At 73.9% G+C, this 16,204-nt stretch carries 13 protein-coding genes and 1 pseudogene; 12 read left to right on the forward strand and 2 right to left on the reverse strand.

Going from position 1 to position 16,204, the window contains the following annotated elements; genetic code table 11:
- Position 1: 1 nt before the first annotated feature.
- From pheS to Asera_RS21810, 4 genes are all read left to right on the forward strand, one after another.
- Positions 2 to 1,063 (forward strand): phenylalanine--tRNA ligase subunit alpha, encoded by a 1,062-nt coding sequence (pheS, locus tag Asera_RS21795; RefSeq protein WP_030446100.1) that lies wholly within the window; start codon positions 2 to 4, stop codon positions 1,061 to 1,063.
- A 3-nt stretch (positions 1,064 to 1,066) separates the two neighbouring features.
- The gene (pheT, locus tag Asera_RS21800; protein ID WP_030446099.1) at positions 1,067 to 3,562 is read left to right on the forward strand and encodes a phenylalanine--tRNA ligase subunit beta; all 2,496 of its coding nucleotides are present in this window, start codon (positions 1,067 to 1,069) and stop codon (positions 3,560 to 3,562) included.
- Between the two features lie 156 nt (positions 3,563 to 3,718).
- Positions 3,719 to 4,609, forward strand: coding sequence for an RNA polymerase sigma factor SigJ (sigJ, locus tag Asera_RS21805; RefSeq protein ID WP_030446098.1), 891 nt, complete (start codon positions 3,719 to 3,721; stop codon positions 4,607 to 4,609).
- A 30-nt stretch (positions 4,610 to 4,639) separates the two neighbouring features.
- The gene (locus tag Asera_RS21810) at positions 4,640 to 5,062 is read left to right on the forward strand and encodes a hypothetical protein (RefSeq protein ID WP_030446097.1); all 423 of its coding nucleotides are present in this window, start codon (positions 4,640 to 4,642) and stop codon (positions 5,060 to 5,062) included.
- Between the two features lie 89 nt (positions 5,063 to 5,151).
- Here Asera_RS21810 and Asera_RS21815 read toward each other — a convergent pair whose 3' ends face one another.
- Both Asera_RS21815 and Asera_RS21820 read right to left on the reverse strand, forming a co-directional pair.
- Positions 5,152 to 6,927, reverse strand: a complete 1,776-nt coding sequence (locus tag Asera_RS21815) for a glycosyltransferase family protein (protein ID WP_030446096.1) — start codon at positions 6,925 to 6,927, stop codon at positions 5,152 to 5,154.
- Positions 6,924 to 7,622, reverse strand: coding sequence for a glycosyltransferase family 2 protein (locus Asera_RS21820; protein ID WP_030446095.1), 699 nt, complete (start codon positions 7,620 to 7,622; stop codon positions 6,924 to 6,926). The genes Asera_RS21815 and Asera_RS21820 overlap by 4 nt, the downstream gene beginning before the upstream one ends.
- Positions 7,623 to 7,914: 292 nt before the next feature.
- Between Asera_RS21820 and argC the strand changes: the two genes are divergently transcribed.
- The 8 genes and pseudogenes from argC (at position 7,915) to Asera_RS21860 (ending at position 16,126) form a co-directional block, all read left to right on the forward strand.
- Positions 7,915 to 8,928, forward strand: a complete 1,014-nt coding sequence (gene argC, locus Asera_RS21825) for an N-acetyl-gamma-glutamyl-phosphate reductase (RefSeq protein WP_030446094.1) — start codon at positions 7,915 to 7,917, stop codon at positions 8,926 to 8,928.
- Between the two features lie 112 nt (positions 8,929 to 9,040).
- Complete coding sequence (gene argJ, locus Asera_RS21830; RefSeq protein WP_030446093.1) at positions 9,041 to 10,192, forward strand: bifunctional glutamate N-acetyltransferase/amino-acid acetyltransferase ArgJ; 1,152 nt, start codon at positions 9,041 to 9,043, stop codon at positions 10,190 to 10,192.
- A 62-nt stretch (positions 10,193 to 10,254) separates the two neighbouring features.
- On the forward strand, positions 10,255 to 11,133 hold the full coding sequence (gene argB / locus Asera_RS21835; protein WP_030446092.1) for an acetylglutamate kinase: 879 nt from the start codon (positions 10,255 to 10,257) through the stop codon (positions 11,131 to 11,133).
- Positions 11,134 to 11,189: 56 nt separating this feature from the next.
- Positions 11,190 to 12,401, forward strand: a complete 1,212-nt coding sequence (locus Asera_RS21840) for an acetylornithine transaminase (protein ID WP_035296576.1) — start codon at positions 11,190 to 11,192, stop codon at positions 12,399 to 12,401.
- Positions 12,398 to 13,342: pseudogene (gene argF, locus Asera_RS21845) on the forward strand (ornithine carbamoyltransferase); the annotation flags it as partial. The gene Asera_RS21840 and the pseudogene argF, both read left to right, overlap by 4 nt.
- A 127-nt stretch (positions 13,343 to 13,469) precedes the next feature.
- On the forward strand, positions 13,470 to 14,009 hold the full coding sequence (locus Asera_RS21850; RefSeq protein ID WP_051802196.1) for an arginine repressor: 540 nt from the start codon (positions 13,470 to 13,472) through the stop codon (positions 14,007 to 14,009).
- 78 nt (positions 14,010 to 14,087) lie between these two features.
- Positions 14,088 to 15,530, forward strand: a complete 1,443-nt coding sequence (argH, locus tag Asera_RS21855) for an argininosuccinate lyase (protein ID WP_030446088.1) — start codon at positions 14,088 to 14,090, stop codon at positions 15,528 to 15,530.
- The gene (locus Asera_RS21860; protein WP_030446087.1) at positions 15,527 to 16,126 is read left to right on the forward strand and encodes a DNA-3-methyladenine glycosylase; all 600 of its coding nucleotides are present in this window, start codon (positions 15,527 to 15,529) and stop codon (positions 16,124 to 16,126) included. The genes argH and Asera_RS21860 overlap by 4 nt, the downstream gene beginning before the upstream one ends.
- The last annotated feature ends 78 nt before the right edge of the window (positions 16,127 to 16,204 follow it).

Consider the following 16,204-nt stretch of genomic DNA (forward strand, 5'->3'; position numbering starts at 1 on the left):
CATGTCCTATCGCAATGATCCGTACGACCCGAAGGAGGCCACGCTGCTCGATCCGGCCTCCCTCGACGCGGCGGTGACCGCCGCGGAGAAGGCGTTCGCGGCCGCCGAACGCGCCGACGAGCTGGCCGCCGCCCGGGTGGCGCACCTCGGCGACCGGGCGCCGGTACTGCTGGCCCGCCGGGAGATCGGCAGCCTGCCACCGGCGGCGAAGTCCGACGCGGGCAAGCGGGTCAACGCCGCCCGCACCGCGATCCAGGCCGCGTACGACGCCCGGCACGCGGCGATCGAGGCGGCGGAGCGGCAACGGGTGCTCGACGAGGAGACCGTCGACGTCACGCTGCCGACCGATCGCGCACCGCTCGGCGCCCGGCATCCGCTGCCGGTCCTCATCGAGCGCATCTGCGACCTGTTCGTGTCGATGGGCTACGAGGTGGTCGACGGGCCGGAGGCCGAGTCGAGCTGGTTCAACTTCGACGCGCTCAACATCGGGCCCGACAACCCGGTGCGCGGCGAGATGGACACCTTCTACACCGAGACGCCGGGCCTGGTGCTGCGCACCCACACCTCGCCGGGGCAGGTGCGTACGATGCTCGACCGGCAGCCGCCGATCGCGATCATCTGCCCCGGCCGGGTGTACCGCACCGACGAGCTGGACGCCACCCACACCCCGGTGTTCCACCAGGTGGAGGGGTTGGTGGTGGCCGAGGGCATCACGATGGCGCACCTGCGCGGCACGCTGGACCACTTCGCCGGCGCGGTGTTCGGCCCGGACGCGAAGACGCGCTTCCGGCCGCACTACTTCCCGTTCACCGAGCCGTCGGCGGAGTACGACATCTGGTTCCCCGAGCATCGCGACGGGCCGCAGTGGGTCGAGTGGGGTGGCTGCGGCATGGTCAACCCGCGGGTGCTGACCGCCTGCGGCATCGACCCGCAGCGGTACTCCGGGTTCGCGTTCGGCATGGGCATCGACCGGTCGTTGATGTTCCGGTACGGGGTGAGCGACATGCACGACATCGTCGAGGGCGACGTGCGGTTCAGCCGCGCGTACGGGATGGAGGTCTGAGCCGTGCTGGTACCCCTGTCATGGCTGCGGGAGGCCGTGGACGTTCCGGCCGCCGTCTCGCCCGACGAGATCGGTGCGGCGTTCACCGCCCTCGGCGTCGAGGTGGAGGAGATCACCGACCTGGCGGCGAGCGTGCGCGGCCCGCTGGTGGTCGGCAAGGTCCTCGACATCGAGGAGCTGACCGGCTTCAAGAAGCCGATCCGGTACTGCCAGGTCGATGTCGGCGCCGCCAACGGCACCGGCGAGCCGCAGAGCATCGTGTGCGGTGCCCGCAACTTCGCGGTGGGCGACCTGGTCGTGGTGATCCTGCCCGGTGGCGTACTGCCGGGCGAGTTCACCATCGGCGCGCGCAAGACGTACGGCAAGCTGTCGGCCGGGATGATCTGCTCGGCCCGCGAGCTGGGCCTGGGCGACGACCACGACGGCATCGTCGTGCTGCCCGCCGACACCGCCGCGGCGCCGGGTGAGGACGCGCGGCCGGTGGTCGGACTGGACGAGGTGGTGTTCGACCTGTCGGTCACCCCGGACCGCGGCTACCAGCTGTCGATCCGCGGCCTGGCCCGGGAACTGGCCCGGGCGCTGGACGCGCCGTACCGGGACCCGGCGGACCGGGCGGCGACCGCCGGGTCGGCGCAGGCGTCGGCCGGCCGGCGGGTCCTGGTCGAGGACGCGACCGGCTGCGACCGGTTCAGCGCCCGGTTGGTGACCGGCGTCGACCCGGCCGCGCCGAGTCCACAGTGGATGGTGCGGCGGCTGACGCACGCCGGCATCCGGTCGATCTCGCTGCCGGTCGATGTCACCAACTACGTGATGGTCGAGCTGGGCCAGCCGATGCACGCGTTCGACGCGGCCACGCTGACCGGCGACCTGGTGGTGCGCCGCGCCCGCGACGGGGAACGGCTGGCCACGATCGACCACGTCGACCGGGCACTGTCCACCGAGGACCTGGTCATCTGCGACGACACCGGCGTGATCTCGCTGGCGGCGGTGATGGGCGGGGCGACCACCGAGGTCGGCGAGTCCACCACCGACGTGCTGCTAGAGGCGGCGCACTGGGACCCGGCGTCGATCAGCCGCACCGCGCGCCGGCACCGGCTGCTCTCCGAGGCGTCCAAGCGGTTCGAACGCGCCGTCGACCCGGCGATCACCCTGGTCGCGCTGCAGCGCGCGGTCGACCTGCTGGTCGAGTACGGCGGGGGCACCGCCGGCGCCGAGGTCGTCGACGTGAACCAGGTGGTACCGCCGGAGACGGTGCTGCTGCCCGCGTCGTTGCCGGCTCGGATCGTCGGGGTCGACTACCCGCTGCCGCGGGTGGTGGAACTGGTCGAGGCGGTCGGCGCACAGGTGGCGGTGGACGGTGACACGCTCGCGGTGACCCCGCCGACCTGGCGGCCGGACCTGGTCGACCCGGTGGACGTGGTCGAGGAGGTCGTCCGCCTCGACGGGTACGGCAGGGTGCCGTCGGTGCTGCCGCCCGTGGTGGCCGGCAACGGGCTGACCGACGCGCAGCGGCGGCGCCGGTCGGTGGCGCGGGCGCTGGCCGAGGCCGGGTACGTGGAGGTGCTGAGCTACCCGTTCGTCAGCCCGGATGCGTACGACGCGCTGGGGCTGCCCGACGACGATCCGCGCCGGCTCGCGGTGCGGCTGGCGAACCCGATCTCGGAGCGGGAACCGTTGCTGCGCACCACGTTGCTGCCGACGCTGCTCGCCACGCTGCGCCGCAACCTGGCCCGCGGCCAGCGCGACGTGGCGCTGTTCGAGTCCGGGCTGGTGTTCCGGCCATCGACCGACACCCCGACCGAGGTGCCGGCGCTGCCGGTGGACCGGCGGCCCACCGATGCGGAGCTCGCGGCCGCGCTGGCCGTGGTGCCGCGCCAGCCGTACCGGGTGGCCGCGGTCGTCACCGGCGAGGTGGAGCGGGCCGGTTGGTGGGGCGGCGGCCGCAGCGCCGACTGGACCGACGCGCTCGCGGCGGCCCGGCTGGTGGCGCGCACCGCCGGCGTGGCCCTGACGGTACGGGCGGACCGGCACGCACCGTGGCACCCGGGTCGCTGCGCCGCGTTGAGCGTCGACGGGGTCCTGGTCGGGCACGCCGGGGAACTGCACCCGGAGGTGTGCCAGGCGCTGGAGCTGCCCCGCGGTACCGCGGTGATGGAGCTGGAGCTGTCCGCGCTGCCGGCCCGGGAGCCGGTGCCGGCGCCGTCGATCTCCACCTACCCGCCGGCGCTGATCGACGTGGCGTTGCTGGTCGACGACGCGGTACCGGCCGCCGACGTGCAGGCGGCGCTGGCCACCGGCGCGGGGGAGCTGCTCGAGTCGATCCGGCTGTTCGACGTGTTCCGCGGCGACCAGCTCGGCGCGGGACGCAAGTCGCTCGCGTACAAGCTGACGTTCCGGGCCGGTGACCGGACGCTGACCGCCGAGGAGGCGGTGGCCGCCCGGGACGCGGCGGTGGCCGAGGCGACCCGCCGGGTCGGTGCCGCCCTGCGCGGCGCCTGACCCCGCCACCTCTCGCCACGCCGGGCCCGGCCGCGTGCCTCGGGACCCGGCGTGTCCGGGCACCTCGATAGGTGCTTCGGGGCGGGGAGCGGTGACCTGGTCGGCGTCGGTGTCGGTCACCGGCGGTGGCGCGGCGGCGTCGGCCAGAATGAGGGCGTGGCGGTCGACGCTGAGGTGATCGGGGAACGCCAGCACCTGCTGGCGCTGGCGTACCGGATGCTCGGCACGGTCGCCGAGGCCGAGGACGCGGTGCAGGAGACCTACTCCCGCTGGTACCGGATGGACCAGCCGGCGCGGGACGAGATCCGCAGCGCGCGTGGCTGGCTGACCCGGGTCGCCGGGCGGATCTGCCTGGACCTGCTCGGGTCGGCCCGGGCCCGGCGGGAACGCTACGTCGGGCAGTGGCTGCCCGAGCCGGTCCCGGCCACCGAGTTCGGCGACCCGGCCACCGATCCGGCGGCCCGGACGGCGCTGGACGACTCGGTGAGTACCGCGCTGCTGCTGGTGCTGGAGGCGATGACGCCGGCGGAGCGGGTGACGTTCGTGCTGCACGACGTGTACGCGGTGCCGTTCGCGGAGATCGCCGAGATCGTCGGCCGGTCGTCGGCGGCGTGCCGGCAGCTGGCCAGCTCGGCCCGGGCCCGCGTCCGGCGCGAACCGACCTACCGGGTGTCCCGGCAGCAGCACGACCGGGTGGTCCGGGCGTTCGCGGCCGCCAACCGCGGCGGCGACCTGCGCGCGCTGGCCGCGGTACTGGCGCCGGACGTGGTGCTGCGCTCCGACGGCGGCGGCCGGGTCACCGCGGCGCGCAACCCGGTGTACGGCCCGGACCGGGTGGCCCGGTTCCTGCTCGGCGCGCTCGCCGGGCGCCCGGAGGTCGAGGTCGTCGAGCGGGAGACCGCCGACGGGCTCGGCTTCGCCCTGGTGACCGACGCCACCGTGATCGGTGTCGTCACGCTCGCGGTGGCCGGCGAAGCGGTCACCGAGGTAAGGATGGTGCTCAACCCGGACAAGCTCTCGCGGTGGAATCCGGCGAAGGACGCGTGACATCCGGGCGGAGCGTGTCGTCCTGAGGGTATGTACATCAACACAGCGCTGCGGCGCGGCCTGCTCGCCGCGACCGCGATCCTCGGCGGCTACGTGGGCGTCTGGGCGGAGTTCTTCCCGGCCGCGTTCTACTCGTCGTTTCCCGGTTTCGGCCTGCACTGGATCGACATCGCGGGCGCCTTCGACGAGCACCTGATCCGCGACGTCGGCAGCATGTACCTCGCGCTGACCGCGGTGAGCGTCGCGGGGATCGTGACCCGTACGGCCACGGTCGGGCGCGTCGCCGGCCTGGGCTGGGTGGTGTTCGGGGTGTTCCACTTCGGGTTCCACGTCACGCACCTGGTGGGCTCGACGCTCGACGAGGTCGGCGCGGTGGTGAGCCTGGGTGTCAGTGCGCTGCTCGGTGTCGCCCTGCTGTTCCCGCTCGCCCCGCGCGTCGACCGGGCCGCCTGACCGCCGGGCCGCCTGACGACCGGCGTCGTTCGGCGGGGCCGGGTCGCCCGGCGCCTGCGCGGCTCAGCCGACCGGTCGCCCGGCGCCGTTCAGCGGGCAGGGCGGACGTCCCAGTACCAGACACCGCCGGCGTAGCGGGCCCGTACCGACAGCAGCCGGTCCAGCGTGCGCCGGACCGCCTCGCCGTGCGGCGCGGCCGGATCCAGCACGACGCAGTCGGTCCGGCCGGCGGCGAGGTCGCTGTGCGCCCGGGTCTGAGCGGCGGCGTCGACCCGCGGTACCCGACCGGTACGGGAAGCCCACGCCGCGGTGGTGGCGAGGCGGCTGCGCGGGGTGCCCCACTGGGCCTCGCCGTTCGGGCCGGGGATCATCACCGCGCCGTCCGGTACCGCCATCTCGGCGTTGGTGCCGGACGACCAGCGCATGGAGAGCCGGTCGGTGGCGAACGTCGTCGGTACCGCGAGGACGCTGTGCCCGGCGCGGACGTGGTCGCGCCAGCTGCCGGCGGTGAAGAACTGCGGGATCGGCGGCCGGTGGGTGACCGGCAGCGCGGTCGGCAGCAGCGGCACCAGCGCCGCCGCGTACCCGGCGAGCCACAGCGGCCGGGGCAGGCCGGTACGGACCGCACGGTCGGCGCCGAACGTCAGGATCGCGCCGAACGCGGCGATGCTCACCAGCGCGAGCCGGTCCGGGATGGCCTGTTCGATCAGCGGTAGCCGGGCCACCGCCGCCCACGGCCCGGTGACCCCCGTGTGGGTGCGCAGCACGATGATCTCGGTGCCGAAGCTGAAGACCGCGAACAGCACGGCGGTCGCGGCCAGCGCGACTACGGTACGGCGCCGGCGTAGCCACCACACCAGCGCGGCGAGAAGCACCAGCAGCCCCGGTCCGAGAAACGCGGTCTGCTCGGTGACGTTGCCGGAGTAGACCCGGCCGGCCTGCGCGGCGCCGCCGAGCAGCGAGAACGCGTTGAACCAGGGCCAGGAGGCGACGTCGGTGCCGTACACGCCGATGTCCCACGGGGTGCCGTGGTAGCTGTTCGGGCCGGCCAGCAGCACCCACAGCGGGTAGCTGGCGAGCGGTACGAACACGGCGACGGCCACGCCGAGCCGGATGGCGAGGCCGGGCAGCGCACGCCGTACCGCCCAGGGGTTCAGGGCCGCCCACAGCAGCACGAACACCCCCACCCCGAGCGCGGTGAACAGCAGCACCTCGGTACCGGTGAGCAGCTGCGCGGTGAGCAGCACGCCGAGCAGCGCGCCCCGGCGCACCGGCCGCGGTGGGCCGGGGGAGGGCAGCACGCAGGCGACCACGAACGGCACCAGGAACTGTGCGGTGATGTGCACGTGGGCGTTGGACAGCGAGATCATGCCCGGCGCGAAGCCGATCAGCCCGGCGCCGAGCCCGGCGGCGAGCGCCGAGCCGGTCAGCCGGCGCCGGAACAGCACGTACCACGCGGCCGCGGTGCCGGCCAGGCACAGCCCGCTGAACAGGACGAACGTGGTCGCCGCGCCGAACGCGAGGGTGACCGGGGCGAGGATCAGTGCGGGCAGTACGACCGACGAGTTCGCCATCAGGTTGGCGCCGTGCGGTACCTGCACCGAGTCGGTCAGCAGCGGGTTGCTCAGGTGCGTCAGCGCGTACGCGCCGTGCGCGAACATCCACTCCATCAGCGGCTGGTCGTTCCGGTTGTCGGCGAGCAGCCGGGTCTGCGGCGCGACCCACAGCCGGCTGGTGACCCAGTAGGCGAGTGCCGCGTAACAGACCAGGACGGTGAGGTGTCCCGGCCAACGGCGCGCCGGCGCCCCGGTCGGGTCCTTGGTGGACGCGTCCGGGGCGCGTTCGTCGGCCAGCCGGTGACTCACCGCGCGCGCGGCACCGGCGTCAGTCGCTGCCGGGCCAGGATCCCCAGCGCCTTCACCCCGTCCAGCCAGGTGATCTTCTTGCCGTCGGCCCGGCTGCGGGCGGAGTAGTTGATCGGCACCTCGTACGGGCGGATGTGGCGGCGCAGCAGCTTGCCGGTCACCTCGGCCTCCATCCCGAAGCCGTGCGAGCAGATGTCCAGCTCCCGGTACAGCCGGGTGGGCATCAGCTTGAAGCAGGTCTCCAGGTCCGACAGGTAGCAGTTGTACAGGATGTTCGCCGCGGTGGTGATCGCCTTGTTGCCCATCACGTACCAGAACGAGAAGGCCGCGTGCCCGCCGAAGTTGCGGTTGCCGTAGATCACCGTGCCCTGCCCGTCGCGTACCGGCTTGAGCAGCTTCGGGATGTCCCGCGGGTCGTATTCCAGATCGGCGTCCAGGACCACCATGTAGTCGCCGGTCGCCTCGCGGACCCCGGTGTGGATGGCGGCACCCTTGCCCTGGTTCACGGTGTGGTGCACGACCCGTACCCGCGGGTCGACGAAGTGGTCGAGCAGCTCACCGGTGCGGTCGGTACTGCCGTCGTCGACGACGAGCAGCTCCACCTCGCACGGGTAGCTGACCTCCAGGGTCTGCTTGATGGCGGTGATGACCCGTTCGTCCTCGTTGTAGACGGGCATCAGGATCGACAGGCGCACTGGAAACACCCCAACCGATTGCTCGCCGGGCCTTGCGTCTCCAGGCTGCCCGAGGCAGCGTCCCGGCCGGACACGAACGGCCTCCCCTGCACCCCGTGAGGTGAACTCACCGGCACTCTGCGTGTTGAGCCGCTGCCTTGATCGTAACCACGAGGCGGGCACCGGCGGTGCGAGCTGCCGAGATCCGGGTACCTCCTCCGTGGCTGCTGGCCGCACCCGACGTGGTGTGGGTAACGGGGAAGCATGGCCGCATCGTGATACAGTGCACTGCATAGACATGCGGGAGGTTGTCGTGGGTGTACGGGTGGCTGTGGCCGGAGCGAGCGGGTACGCCGGAGGTGAGCTGCTGCGGCTGATCGCCGGGCATCCGGGCCTCGACCTCGTCGCCGCGACCGGCGACAGCAGCGCCGGCCGGGCGGTCACCGACCTGCACCCGCACCTGGCGACGCTCGCCGGGGTACCGCTGCGGCCCACCGCGCCGGAGGAGTTCGCCGACGCCGAGCTGGTGTTCCTGGCGCTGCCACACGGACACTCCGCCGCCCTCGCCGCGGCACTGCCGGCCGGGGTCAAGGTGGTCGACCTGGGCGCCGACCACCGGTTGGTCGACCCCGCCGACTGGCATCGCTACTACCCCGGCGAGCACGCCGGCCGGTGGACCTACGGGCTGCCCGAACTGCCCGGCCAGCGGGCCGCGATCGCCGCCGCCGACCGGGTCGCGGCCACCGGCTGCTACGTGGTCGCGAGCACCCTGCCGCTGGCTCCGCTGATCGCCGCCGGGGTGGCCGATCCGGACGACGTCGTGGTCGTCGCCGCCTCGGGTACCTCCGGCGCCGGCCGATCGCCGAAGCCACACCTGCTCGGCAGCGAGGTGCTGAACGACGTGTCGGCCTACAAGGTCGGTACCCACCAGCACACGCCCGAGATCAAGCAGGCCACCGGCGCCCGGTCGTTGTCGTTCACGCCGCTGCTGGCGCCGATGCCGCGCGGCATCCTCGCCACCGTCACCGCCCGACCCACCGGTACCGCGGGCGCCGGCGAGGTGCGGCAGGTGCTCGCCGAGGCGTACGCGGACGAGCCGTTCGTGTCACTGCTGCCGGACGGCACCTGGCCGCACACCGCCGCCACGTTCGGCTCGAACGGCTGCCAGCTGCAGATCACCATCGATGCCGACGCCGGCCGGATCGTGGCCGTCAGCGCGATCGACAACCTCGGCAAGGGCGCCGCCGGCCAGGCCGTGCAGTGCGCCAACCTGATGCTCGGACTGCCCGAGACCGCCGGCCTGACGGCGAACGGGGTGGCGCCGTGACCGGTTGCGGTACGGGCGAAGCCGGCGGGAACAACGCCCGACGGGATCGGTGCGGCGGGGACGCCGCGACGCAGGAGGAGGGTTCGTGAACGCGCACGACGAACGGCTGGAGATCGGCGTGACCGCGCCGGCCGGCTTCCGCGCCGCCGGCGCCACCGCCGGGATCAAGCCGTCCGGCGCGCCGGACGTGGCGCTGGTGGTCAACGACGGGCCGGACGCGACCGCGGCCGGCGTGTTCACCCGCAACCGGGTCAAGGCCGCGCCGGTGCTGTGGAGCGAGCGGGTGCTCGCCGCCGGCATCGTCAAGGCGGTGGTGCTCAACTCCGGCAACGCCAACGCCTGTACCGGCAAGGCCGGGTTCGGTGACACCCACGCCACCGCCGAGCACGTGGCCGCCCGGCTCGGCATCGGGCCGGCCGACGTGGCGGTCTGCTCCACCGGCCTGATCGGCGAGCGGCTGCCGGTCGACAAGCTGCTCGCCGGGGTCGACACCGCGGCGAAGGCGCTGTCCCGCACCGGCGGCGGCGAGGCGGCGGAGGCGATCCGTACCACCGACACCCGGGCCAAGCAGGTCCGGCTGGACGGCGACGGGTACGTGCTGGGCGGCATGGCGAAGGGCGCCGGCATGCTCGCGCCGGCGCTCGCCACGATGCTGTGCGTGCTGACCACCGACGCGGTCGCGGACACCGACGTGCTGGGCGACGCGCTGCGCGAGGCGTGCCGGGTCACGTTCGAGCGGGTCGACTCGGACGGCTGCCTGTCCACCAACGACACCGTGCTGCTGCTCGCGTCCGGCGCGTCCGGCGTCGGCGCCGACCCGGCGGAGCTGACCGACCTGGTCACCGCGGCCTGCGCCGATCTCGCCGGCCAGTTGCTCTCCGACGCCGAGGGCGCCACCAAGGACGTCACGATCGAGGTGATCGACGCGGCAACCGAGGACGACGCCGTCGAGGTGGGTCGGGCCATCGCCCGCAACAACCTGGTCAAGACCGCGCTGTTCGGCAACGACCCGAACTGGGGCCGCATCCTCGCCGCCATCGGTACCACCGAGGCGGTCTTCCGACCGGACGAGCTGGACGTGGCGATCAACGGGGTGTGGATCTGCCGGGGTGGCGCGGCCGCCGCCGACCGGAGCGGCGTCGACCTGTCCGACCGGGCGGTCACGATCACCGCCCGGCTGGGTGCGGGCAGCGCGGCGGCGACGGTGTGGACCAACGACCTGACGCACGGTTACGTGCACGAGAACTCGGCGTACTCGACATGACCGACGTGGTGCTCCCCGCCGGTGCGGGCGATACCGCGACCGGGAACAAGCTCGCGGTCGCGATGGCGAAGGCCGAGGTGCTCACCGAGGCACTGCCGTGGTTGGCCGAGTTCCAGGGCGCGACCGTCGTGGTCAAGTACGGCGGGCACGCGATGGCCGACCCGCAGCTGCGCCGCTCGTTCGCCGCGGACATGGTCTTCCTGCGCCGGGTCGGCCTGCGGCCGGTGGTGGTGCACGGTGGCGGTCCGCAGATCTCGTCGATGCTGTCCAGGCTGGACATTCCGAGCGAGTTTCGCGGTGGCCTGCGGGTCACCACGCCGGAGTCGCTGGACGTGGTGCGGATGGTGCTGGTCGGTCAGGTCGGCCGGGAGCTCGTCGGGCTGATCAACGAGCACGGCCCGCTCGCGGTCGGCATCTCCGGCGAGGACGCGCGGCTGTTCACCGCGGTCCGGCGTACCGCGCTGGTCGACGGCGACGAGGTGGACCTCGGCCTGGTCGGTGACGTGTCCACTGTGGATACAGGGGTCGTGGACGACCTGCTGGCAAGCGGGCGGATCCCGGTCGTCTCGACGGTCGCGCCGGACGCCGACGGCGTCGTACACAACCTCAACGCCGACACCGCGGCCTCGGCACTCGCGGTGGCGTTGGATGCGCAGAAGTTCGTGGTGCTCACCGACGTGCCCGGGCTGTACGCGAACTGGCCGGACACCGACAGCCTGATCTCCCGGCTGCCGGCCGGCCGGCTCGCCACGCTGCTGCCCGACCTGGAAGCCGGGATGGTGCCGAAGATGGAGGCGTGCCTGCGCGCGGTGCGCGGCGGGGTGCCGCAGGCGCACGTGATCGACGGTCGGGTGGCGCACTCGATCCTGCTGGAAGTGTTCACCTCCGCCGGTTTCGGCACCATGGTGGTGCCCGGCGACGACAACGGGGAGACATCGTGACCGACGACCTGGCGGCTTCCAGCGACGACGACCTCGTCGTGCGGTGGGACACCGCGATGCTGCACAACTACGGCACCCCGGCGGTGGCGCTGGTGCGCGGCGACGGCGCGGTGGTCACCGACGAGCACGGCCGCGACTACGTCGACCTGTTCGCCGGCATCGCGGTCAACGCGCTCGGGCACGCGCATCCGGCGATCGTCTCGGCGGTCAGCGAGCAGATCGCGACGCTCGGCCACGTCGGCAACTTCTTCGCCAACCCGCCGCAGGTGGCGCTCGCCGAGCGGCTGCTGGCGCTGTTCGACCGTCCCGGCCAGGTGTACTTCGCCAACTCCGGCACCGAGGCCAACGAGGCGGCGTTCAAGCTGTCCCGGCGCACCGGCCGGACCCACATCGTGTCCACGGTGGATGCCTTCCACGGCCGGACCATGGGCGCGCTCGCGCTGACCGGGCAGCCGAGCAAGGCCGCCGCGTTCGCACCGCTGCCCGGCGAGGTCACCCACGTGCCGTACGGGGACGCCGGTGCGCTCGCCGCCGCGGTCACCGGCGACACGGCGATGGTCATCCTGGAGCCGATCCAGGGCGAGGCAGGGGTGATCCCGGCGCCGCCGGGCTACCTGACCGCCGCCCGCGAGATCACCGAGGCGCACGGCGCGCTGCTGTGCCTGGACGAGATCCAGACCGGCATCGGCCGCACCGGCCACTGGTTCGCCCACCAGGCCGAAGGCGTACGACCGGACGTCGTCACCCTGGCCAAGGGGCTCGGCGGCGGCCTGCCGCTCGGCGCCTGCGTCGCCTTCACCGACACCGCGTACGGCGACGTCGCGGCGCTGCTGCCGCCCGGCGCGCACGGGTCGACGTTCGGCGGCAACCCGGTGTGCTGCGCGGCCGGCCTCGCGGTGCTCGCCACGATCGCCGACGAGCACCTGCTCGATCACGTCAAGACGCTCGGCGAACGCATCCGGGACGGCGTCGCCGCGCTCGGGCATCCGGCGGTCGCCGAGGTTCGGGGCGCCGGGCTGTTGCTCGGCATCGTGCTGACCGGTGCGATCGCACCGGCCACGGCGGCCGCGCTGCGTGACGCCGGCTTCCTGATCAACCCGTGCCAGCCGGGCGTGCTGCGGCTCGCACCACCGCTGACCCTGACCGCCGAGCAGGCAGACGGCTTCCTGGCCGCCCTACCGGCCGCCCTCGACGCGGCGGGCGCCATCGCCGCCAGCGCGGGCGCCGCCACCGAGACCGCCACCGACACCGCCGGAGGTACCCAGTGACCCGTCACTTCCTGCGCGACGACGCGCTCAGCCCGGCCGAACAGGCGCAGGTCCTCGACCTTGCCGCGGCGTACAAGACCGACCGGTACGGGTACTCGCCGCTCGCGCACCGCGCGGTCGCGGTGATCTTCGAGAAGCAGTCGCTGCGCACCCGCAGCTCGTTCGAGGTGGGAATCGCGCAGCTCGGCGGCCAGCCGCTGATCATCGACGCCCGCGGTACCCATTTCGGGCGCGGGGAGACCGTCGCCGACGCCGCCCGGGTACTGTCCCGCTACGTGGACGCGATCGTGATCCGTACCTTCGGCGACGACCGGCTGGCCGAGCTCGCCGCCGCCTCGTCGGTGCCGGTGGTCAACGCGCTCACCGACGGCTTCCACCCCTGCCAGCTGCTCGCCGACCTGCAGACCATCCGGGAGCGTCGCGGCACCCTCGCCGGGACCACGGTCACCTACCTCGGCGACGGCGCGAACAACATGGCGCACTCGTTCCTGCTGGCCGGCGCCACCGCCGGGATGCACGTACGGATCGCCGGCCCGGACGGCTACCGGCCGGATCCGGCGGTGCTCGCCGAGGCCACCCGGATCGCCGCCGGCACCGGCGGTTCCACGGCGGTACTCGGCGACCCGAAGCAGGCCGTCGACGGCGCCGACGTGCTCGTCACCGACACCTGGACCTCGATGGGCCAGGAGGACGACGGCAAGGACCGCATCACCCCGTTCCTGCCGTACCAGGTCAACGCCGAGCTGCTGGCCGCCTCCGCGGACGGCGCCTTCGCGCTGCACTGCCTGCCGGCACACCGCGGCGAGGAGATCACCGACGAGGTCCTGGACGACCCGGCCGGCGCGATCTTCGACGAGGCGGAGAACCGGCTGCACGCGCAGAAGGCGCTGCTGGCCTGGCTGCTCGACGACGCCGTGCAGTCCGGCGCCAGCGCGCCGACCGGCACCGCGCCGGGTACCACGGCGCCGGCCGGCACCGCGCCGGGTGCGGGCGCGCCGACCAGCAGCGCGCCGGGTGGTGCGGCGCCGGCCAGTGAAGCGTCGGTGAACCCAGTGCGGGGAGCGTGACGTGACGACCGGCGCCGGGGACGGTGACGCGGGTGCCGCGCCGCGGCCGGTGACCAAGCCCGCCCGGCACGCGCGCATCGCCGAGCTGATCCGCACCCGTACGGTGCGGTCCCAGACCGAGCTGGTGCAGCTGCTGGCCGACAGCGGCATCACCGTCACCCAGGCCACGCTGTCCCGGGACCTGGAAGAGCTCGGCGCGGTGAAGGTGCGCGGCACCGACGGCGGCGCGTCCAGCTACCTGCTGCCGGAGGAGGGCGGCCCGCCGATGCGGCCGGCCGAGCAGGCGCCCGCCCGGCTGCAGCGGCTGCTGCGCGAGCTGCTCACCGGCGCCGACGCGAGCGGCAACCTGGCGGTGCTGCGTACCCCGCCGGGCGCCGCGCAGTTCCTCGCGAGCGCCCTGGACCGGTCCGGGTTGCCCGAGGTGGTCGGCACCATCGCCGGCGACGACACCATCGCGGTGATCGCCCGCGAGCCGCTGACCGGCGCCGATCTGGCCGCCCAGCTGTTGCGCTGGGGCGGCACCGAGGAATCCGAGAGCTGAGCGGGAACCGTCCACGGCGCCACTGCGGTGCCGCGAGGGCAGCTCGTACCCATCCCCCGACCCAGGAAGAATGGCGGCGTGAGCGAACAGCAGCAGAACGCGACCGAACCGACCCGGCTGTGGGGCGGCCGGTTCGCCGGCGGCCCGGCCGAGGCGCTGGCCCGGCTGAGCCTGTCGGTGCACTTCGACTGGCGCCTCGCGCCCTACGACATCGCCGGTTCCCGCGCGCACGCCCGGGTGCTGGCCCGGGCCGGCCTGCTCGACGCGGACGAGCTGGGCAGGATGCTCGCCGCCCTGGACGACCTCGCCGCGGCCTGCGCGGCCGGCGAGTTCACCCCGACCGTCGAGGACGAGGACGTGCACACCGCGCTGGAGCGCGGCCTGCTGGAGCGGCTCGGCACCCTCGGCGGCAAGCTGCGCGCCGGCCGCAGCCGCAACGACCAGGTGGCCACCGACCTGCGGCTCTACCTGCGCGACCACGTCCGCGGGCTGGCCGGCCGGCTGGTCGATCTGGTCGAGGCGCTCACCGAGCAGGCCCGCCTCAACGTCGACACCCCGGCGCCGGGCATGACCCACCTGCAGCACGCGCAGCCGATCTCGTTCGGCCACCAGCTGCTCGCGCACGTTCAGTCGTTCGGCCGCGACCTGGACCGGCTCGCCGACTGGGACACCCGCGCCGCGTACAGCCCGCTCGGCGCCGGCGCGCTCGCCGGCTCGTCGCTGCCGCTGGACCCGGCCGCGGTCGCCACCGAACTCGGCTTCGACGCGCCCTGCGCGAACTCGATCGACGCGGTCTCCGACCGCGACTTCGCCGCCGAGTTCCTGTTCGCCGCGGCGCTGATCGGGGTGCACCTGTCCCGGCTCGGCGAGGAGATCGTGCTGTGGACCTCGCAGGAGTTCGGCTGGGTGGAGCTGGACGACGCGTTCGCCACCGGCTCGTCGATCATGCCGCAGAAGAAGAACCCCGACGTCGGTGAGCTGGCCCGGGGCAAGGCCGGCCGGCTGATCGGCAACCTGACCGGACTGCTCGCCACGCTCAAGTCGCTGCCGCTCGCCTACGACCGGGACCTGCAGGAGGACAAGGAACCGGTCTTCGACGCGATCGACACCCTGGAGGTGCTGCTGCCGGCGCTGACCGGGCTCGTCACCACCATGACGGTACGGGCCGACGTGCTCGCCGCCGCCGCTCCGCAGGGCTACACGCTCGCCACCGAGGTCGCCGACTGGCTGGTGCGCGGTGGAGTGCCGTTCCGCGAGGCGCACGAGATCTCCGGCGCGCTGGTCGCGCTGTGCCTGTCCCGCGGCTGTGCCCTCGACGAGGTGTCCGACGCCGACCTCGCCGCGGTCAGCGACCGGCTGACCCCGCAGGTACGCGAGGTGCTGTCGGTGCCGGGTGCGCTCGCCGCCCGGACCACGCCCGGCTCCACCGGCCCCGGCCCGGTCACCGACCAGCTCACCGCGCTGTCCGCGAAGATCACCGGCTGGCGGGGCTGGGCCGACACCCAGGTGGTACCGCGCTGAGCTACCGATTCCTGTCCGCACCGGCCGAGCAGGTCGACGCCACCGCGCGCGCCCTGCTCGGCTGGGAGCTGTCCGCGCACGGGGTGCGGCTGCGCCTCACCGAGGTCGAGGCGTACGCGGGGGCCGGCGGCGACCCCGCCTCGCACGCGCACCGTGGCCGTACGCCGCGCAACGCGGTGATGTTCGGCCCGGCCGGCGTCGCCTACGCGTACTTCGTGTTCGGCGCGCACTGGTGCTTCAACATCGTCTGCGGCGCCGACGGCGAGGCGGCCGCGGTGCTGCTGCGCGCCGGCGAGGTCGTCGACGGCGTCGAGCTGGCCCGGGAACGCCGGCCGAACGCCACCGACCGAGACCTGGCCCGCGGGCCGGCCCGGCTCGGCCGCGCCCTCGCGATCGGTGCCGAGGTCAACGGGACCTCGGTGATCGACGGCACCGGCCCGCTGCACCTCACCCCGCCCACCACGCCGGTACCGCCGGAGTCGGTCTCGGCCGGCCCCCGGGTCGGCGTGGCCGCCGCCCACGACGTGCCCTGGCGCTTCTGGATCAGCGGCGACCGCACCGTCAGCCCGTACCGCCGGCACGTGCCCCGCCGCTGACACCGCCCACCGTCACCCGCGTCGGCCGGGCGCGTCGGCCGGACGCCGTTGCCGCCGCTTCACGTCGAGCGAGTGGCG

It is taken from the genome of Actinocatenispora sera (assembly GCF_018324685.1).
GTDB classification, from domain to species: domain Bacteria; phylum Actinomycetota; class Actinomycetes; order Mycobacteriales; family Micromonosporaceae; genus Actinocatenispora; species Actinocatenispora sera.

Bases quoted from the DNA above. Each gene is read 5' to 3' on its own strand.
- Asera_RS21810 (WP_030446097.1), top strand. From the start codon at position 4,640: ATGTACATCAACACAGCGCTGCGGCGCGGCCTGCTCGCCGCGACCGCG.
- argB (WP_030446092.1), top strand. From the start codon at position 10,255: ATGGCGAAGGCCGAGGTGCTCACCGAGGCACTGCCGTGGTTGGCCGAG.
- Asera_RS21840 (WP_035296576.1), top strand. From the start codon at position 11,190: ATGCTGCACAACTACGGCACCCCGGCGGTGGCGCTGGTGCGCGGCGAC.
- pheS (WP_030446100.1), top strand. From the start codon at position 2: ATGTCCTATCGCAATGATCCGTACGACCCGAAGGAGGCCACGCTGCTC.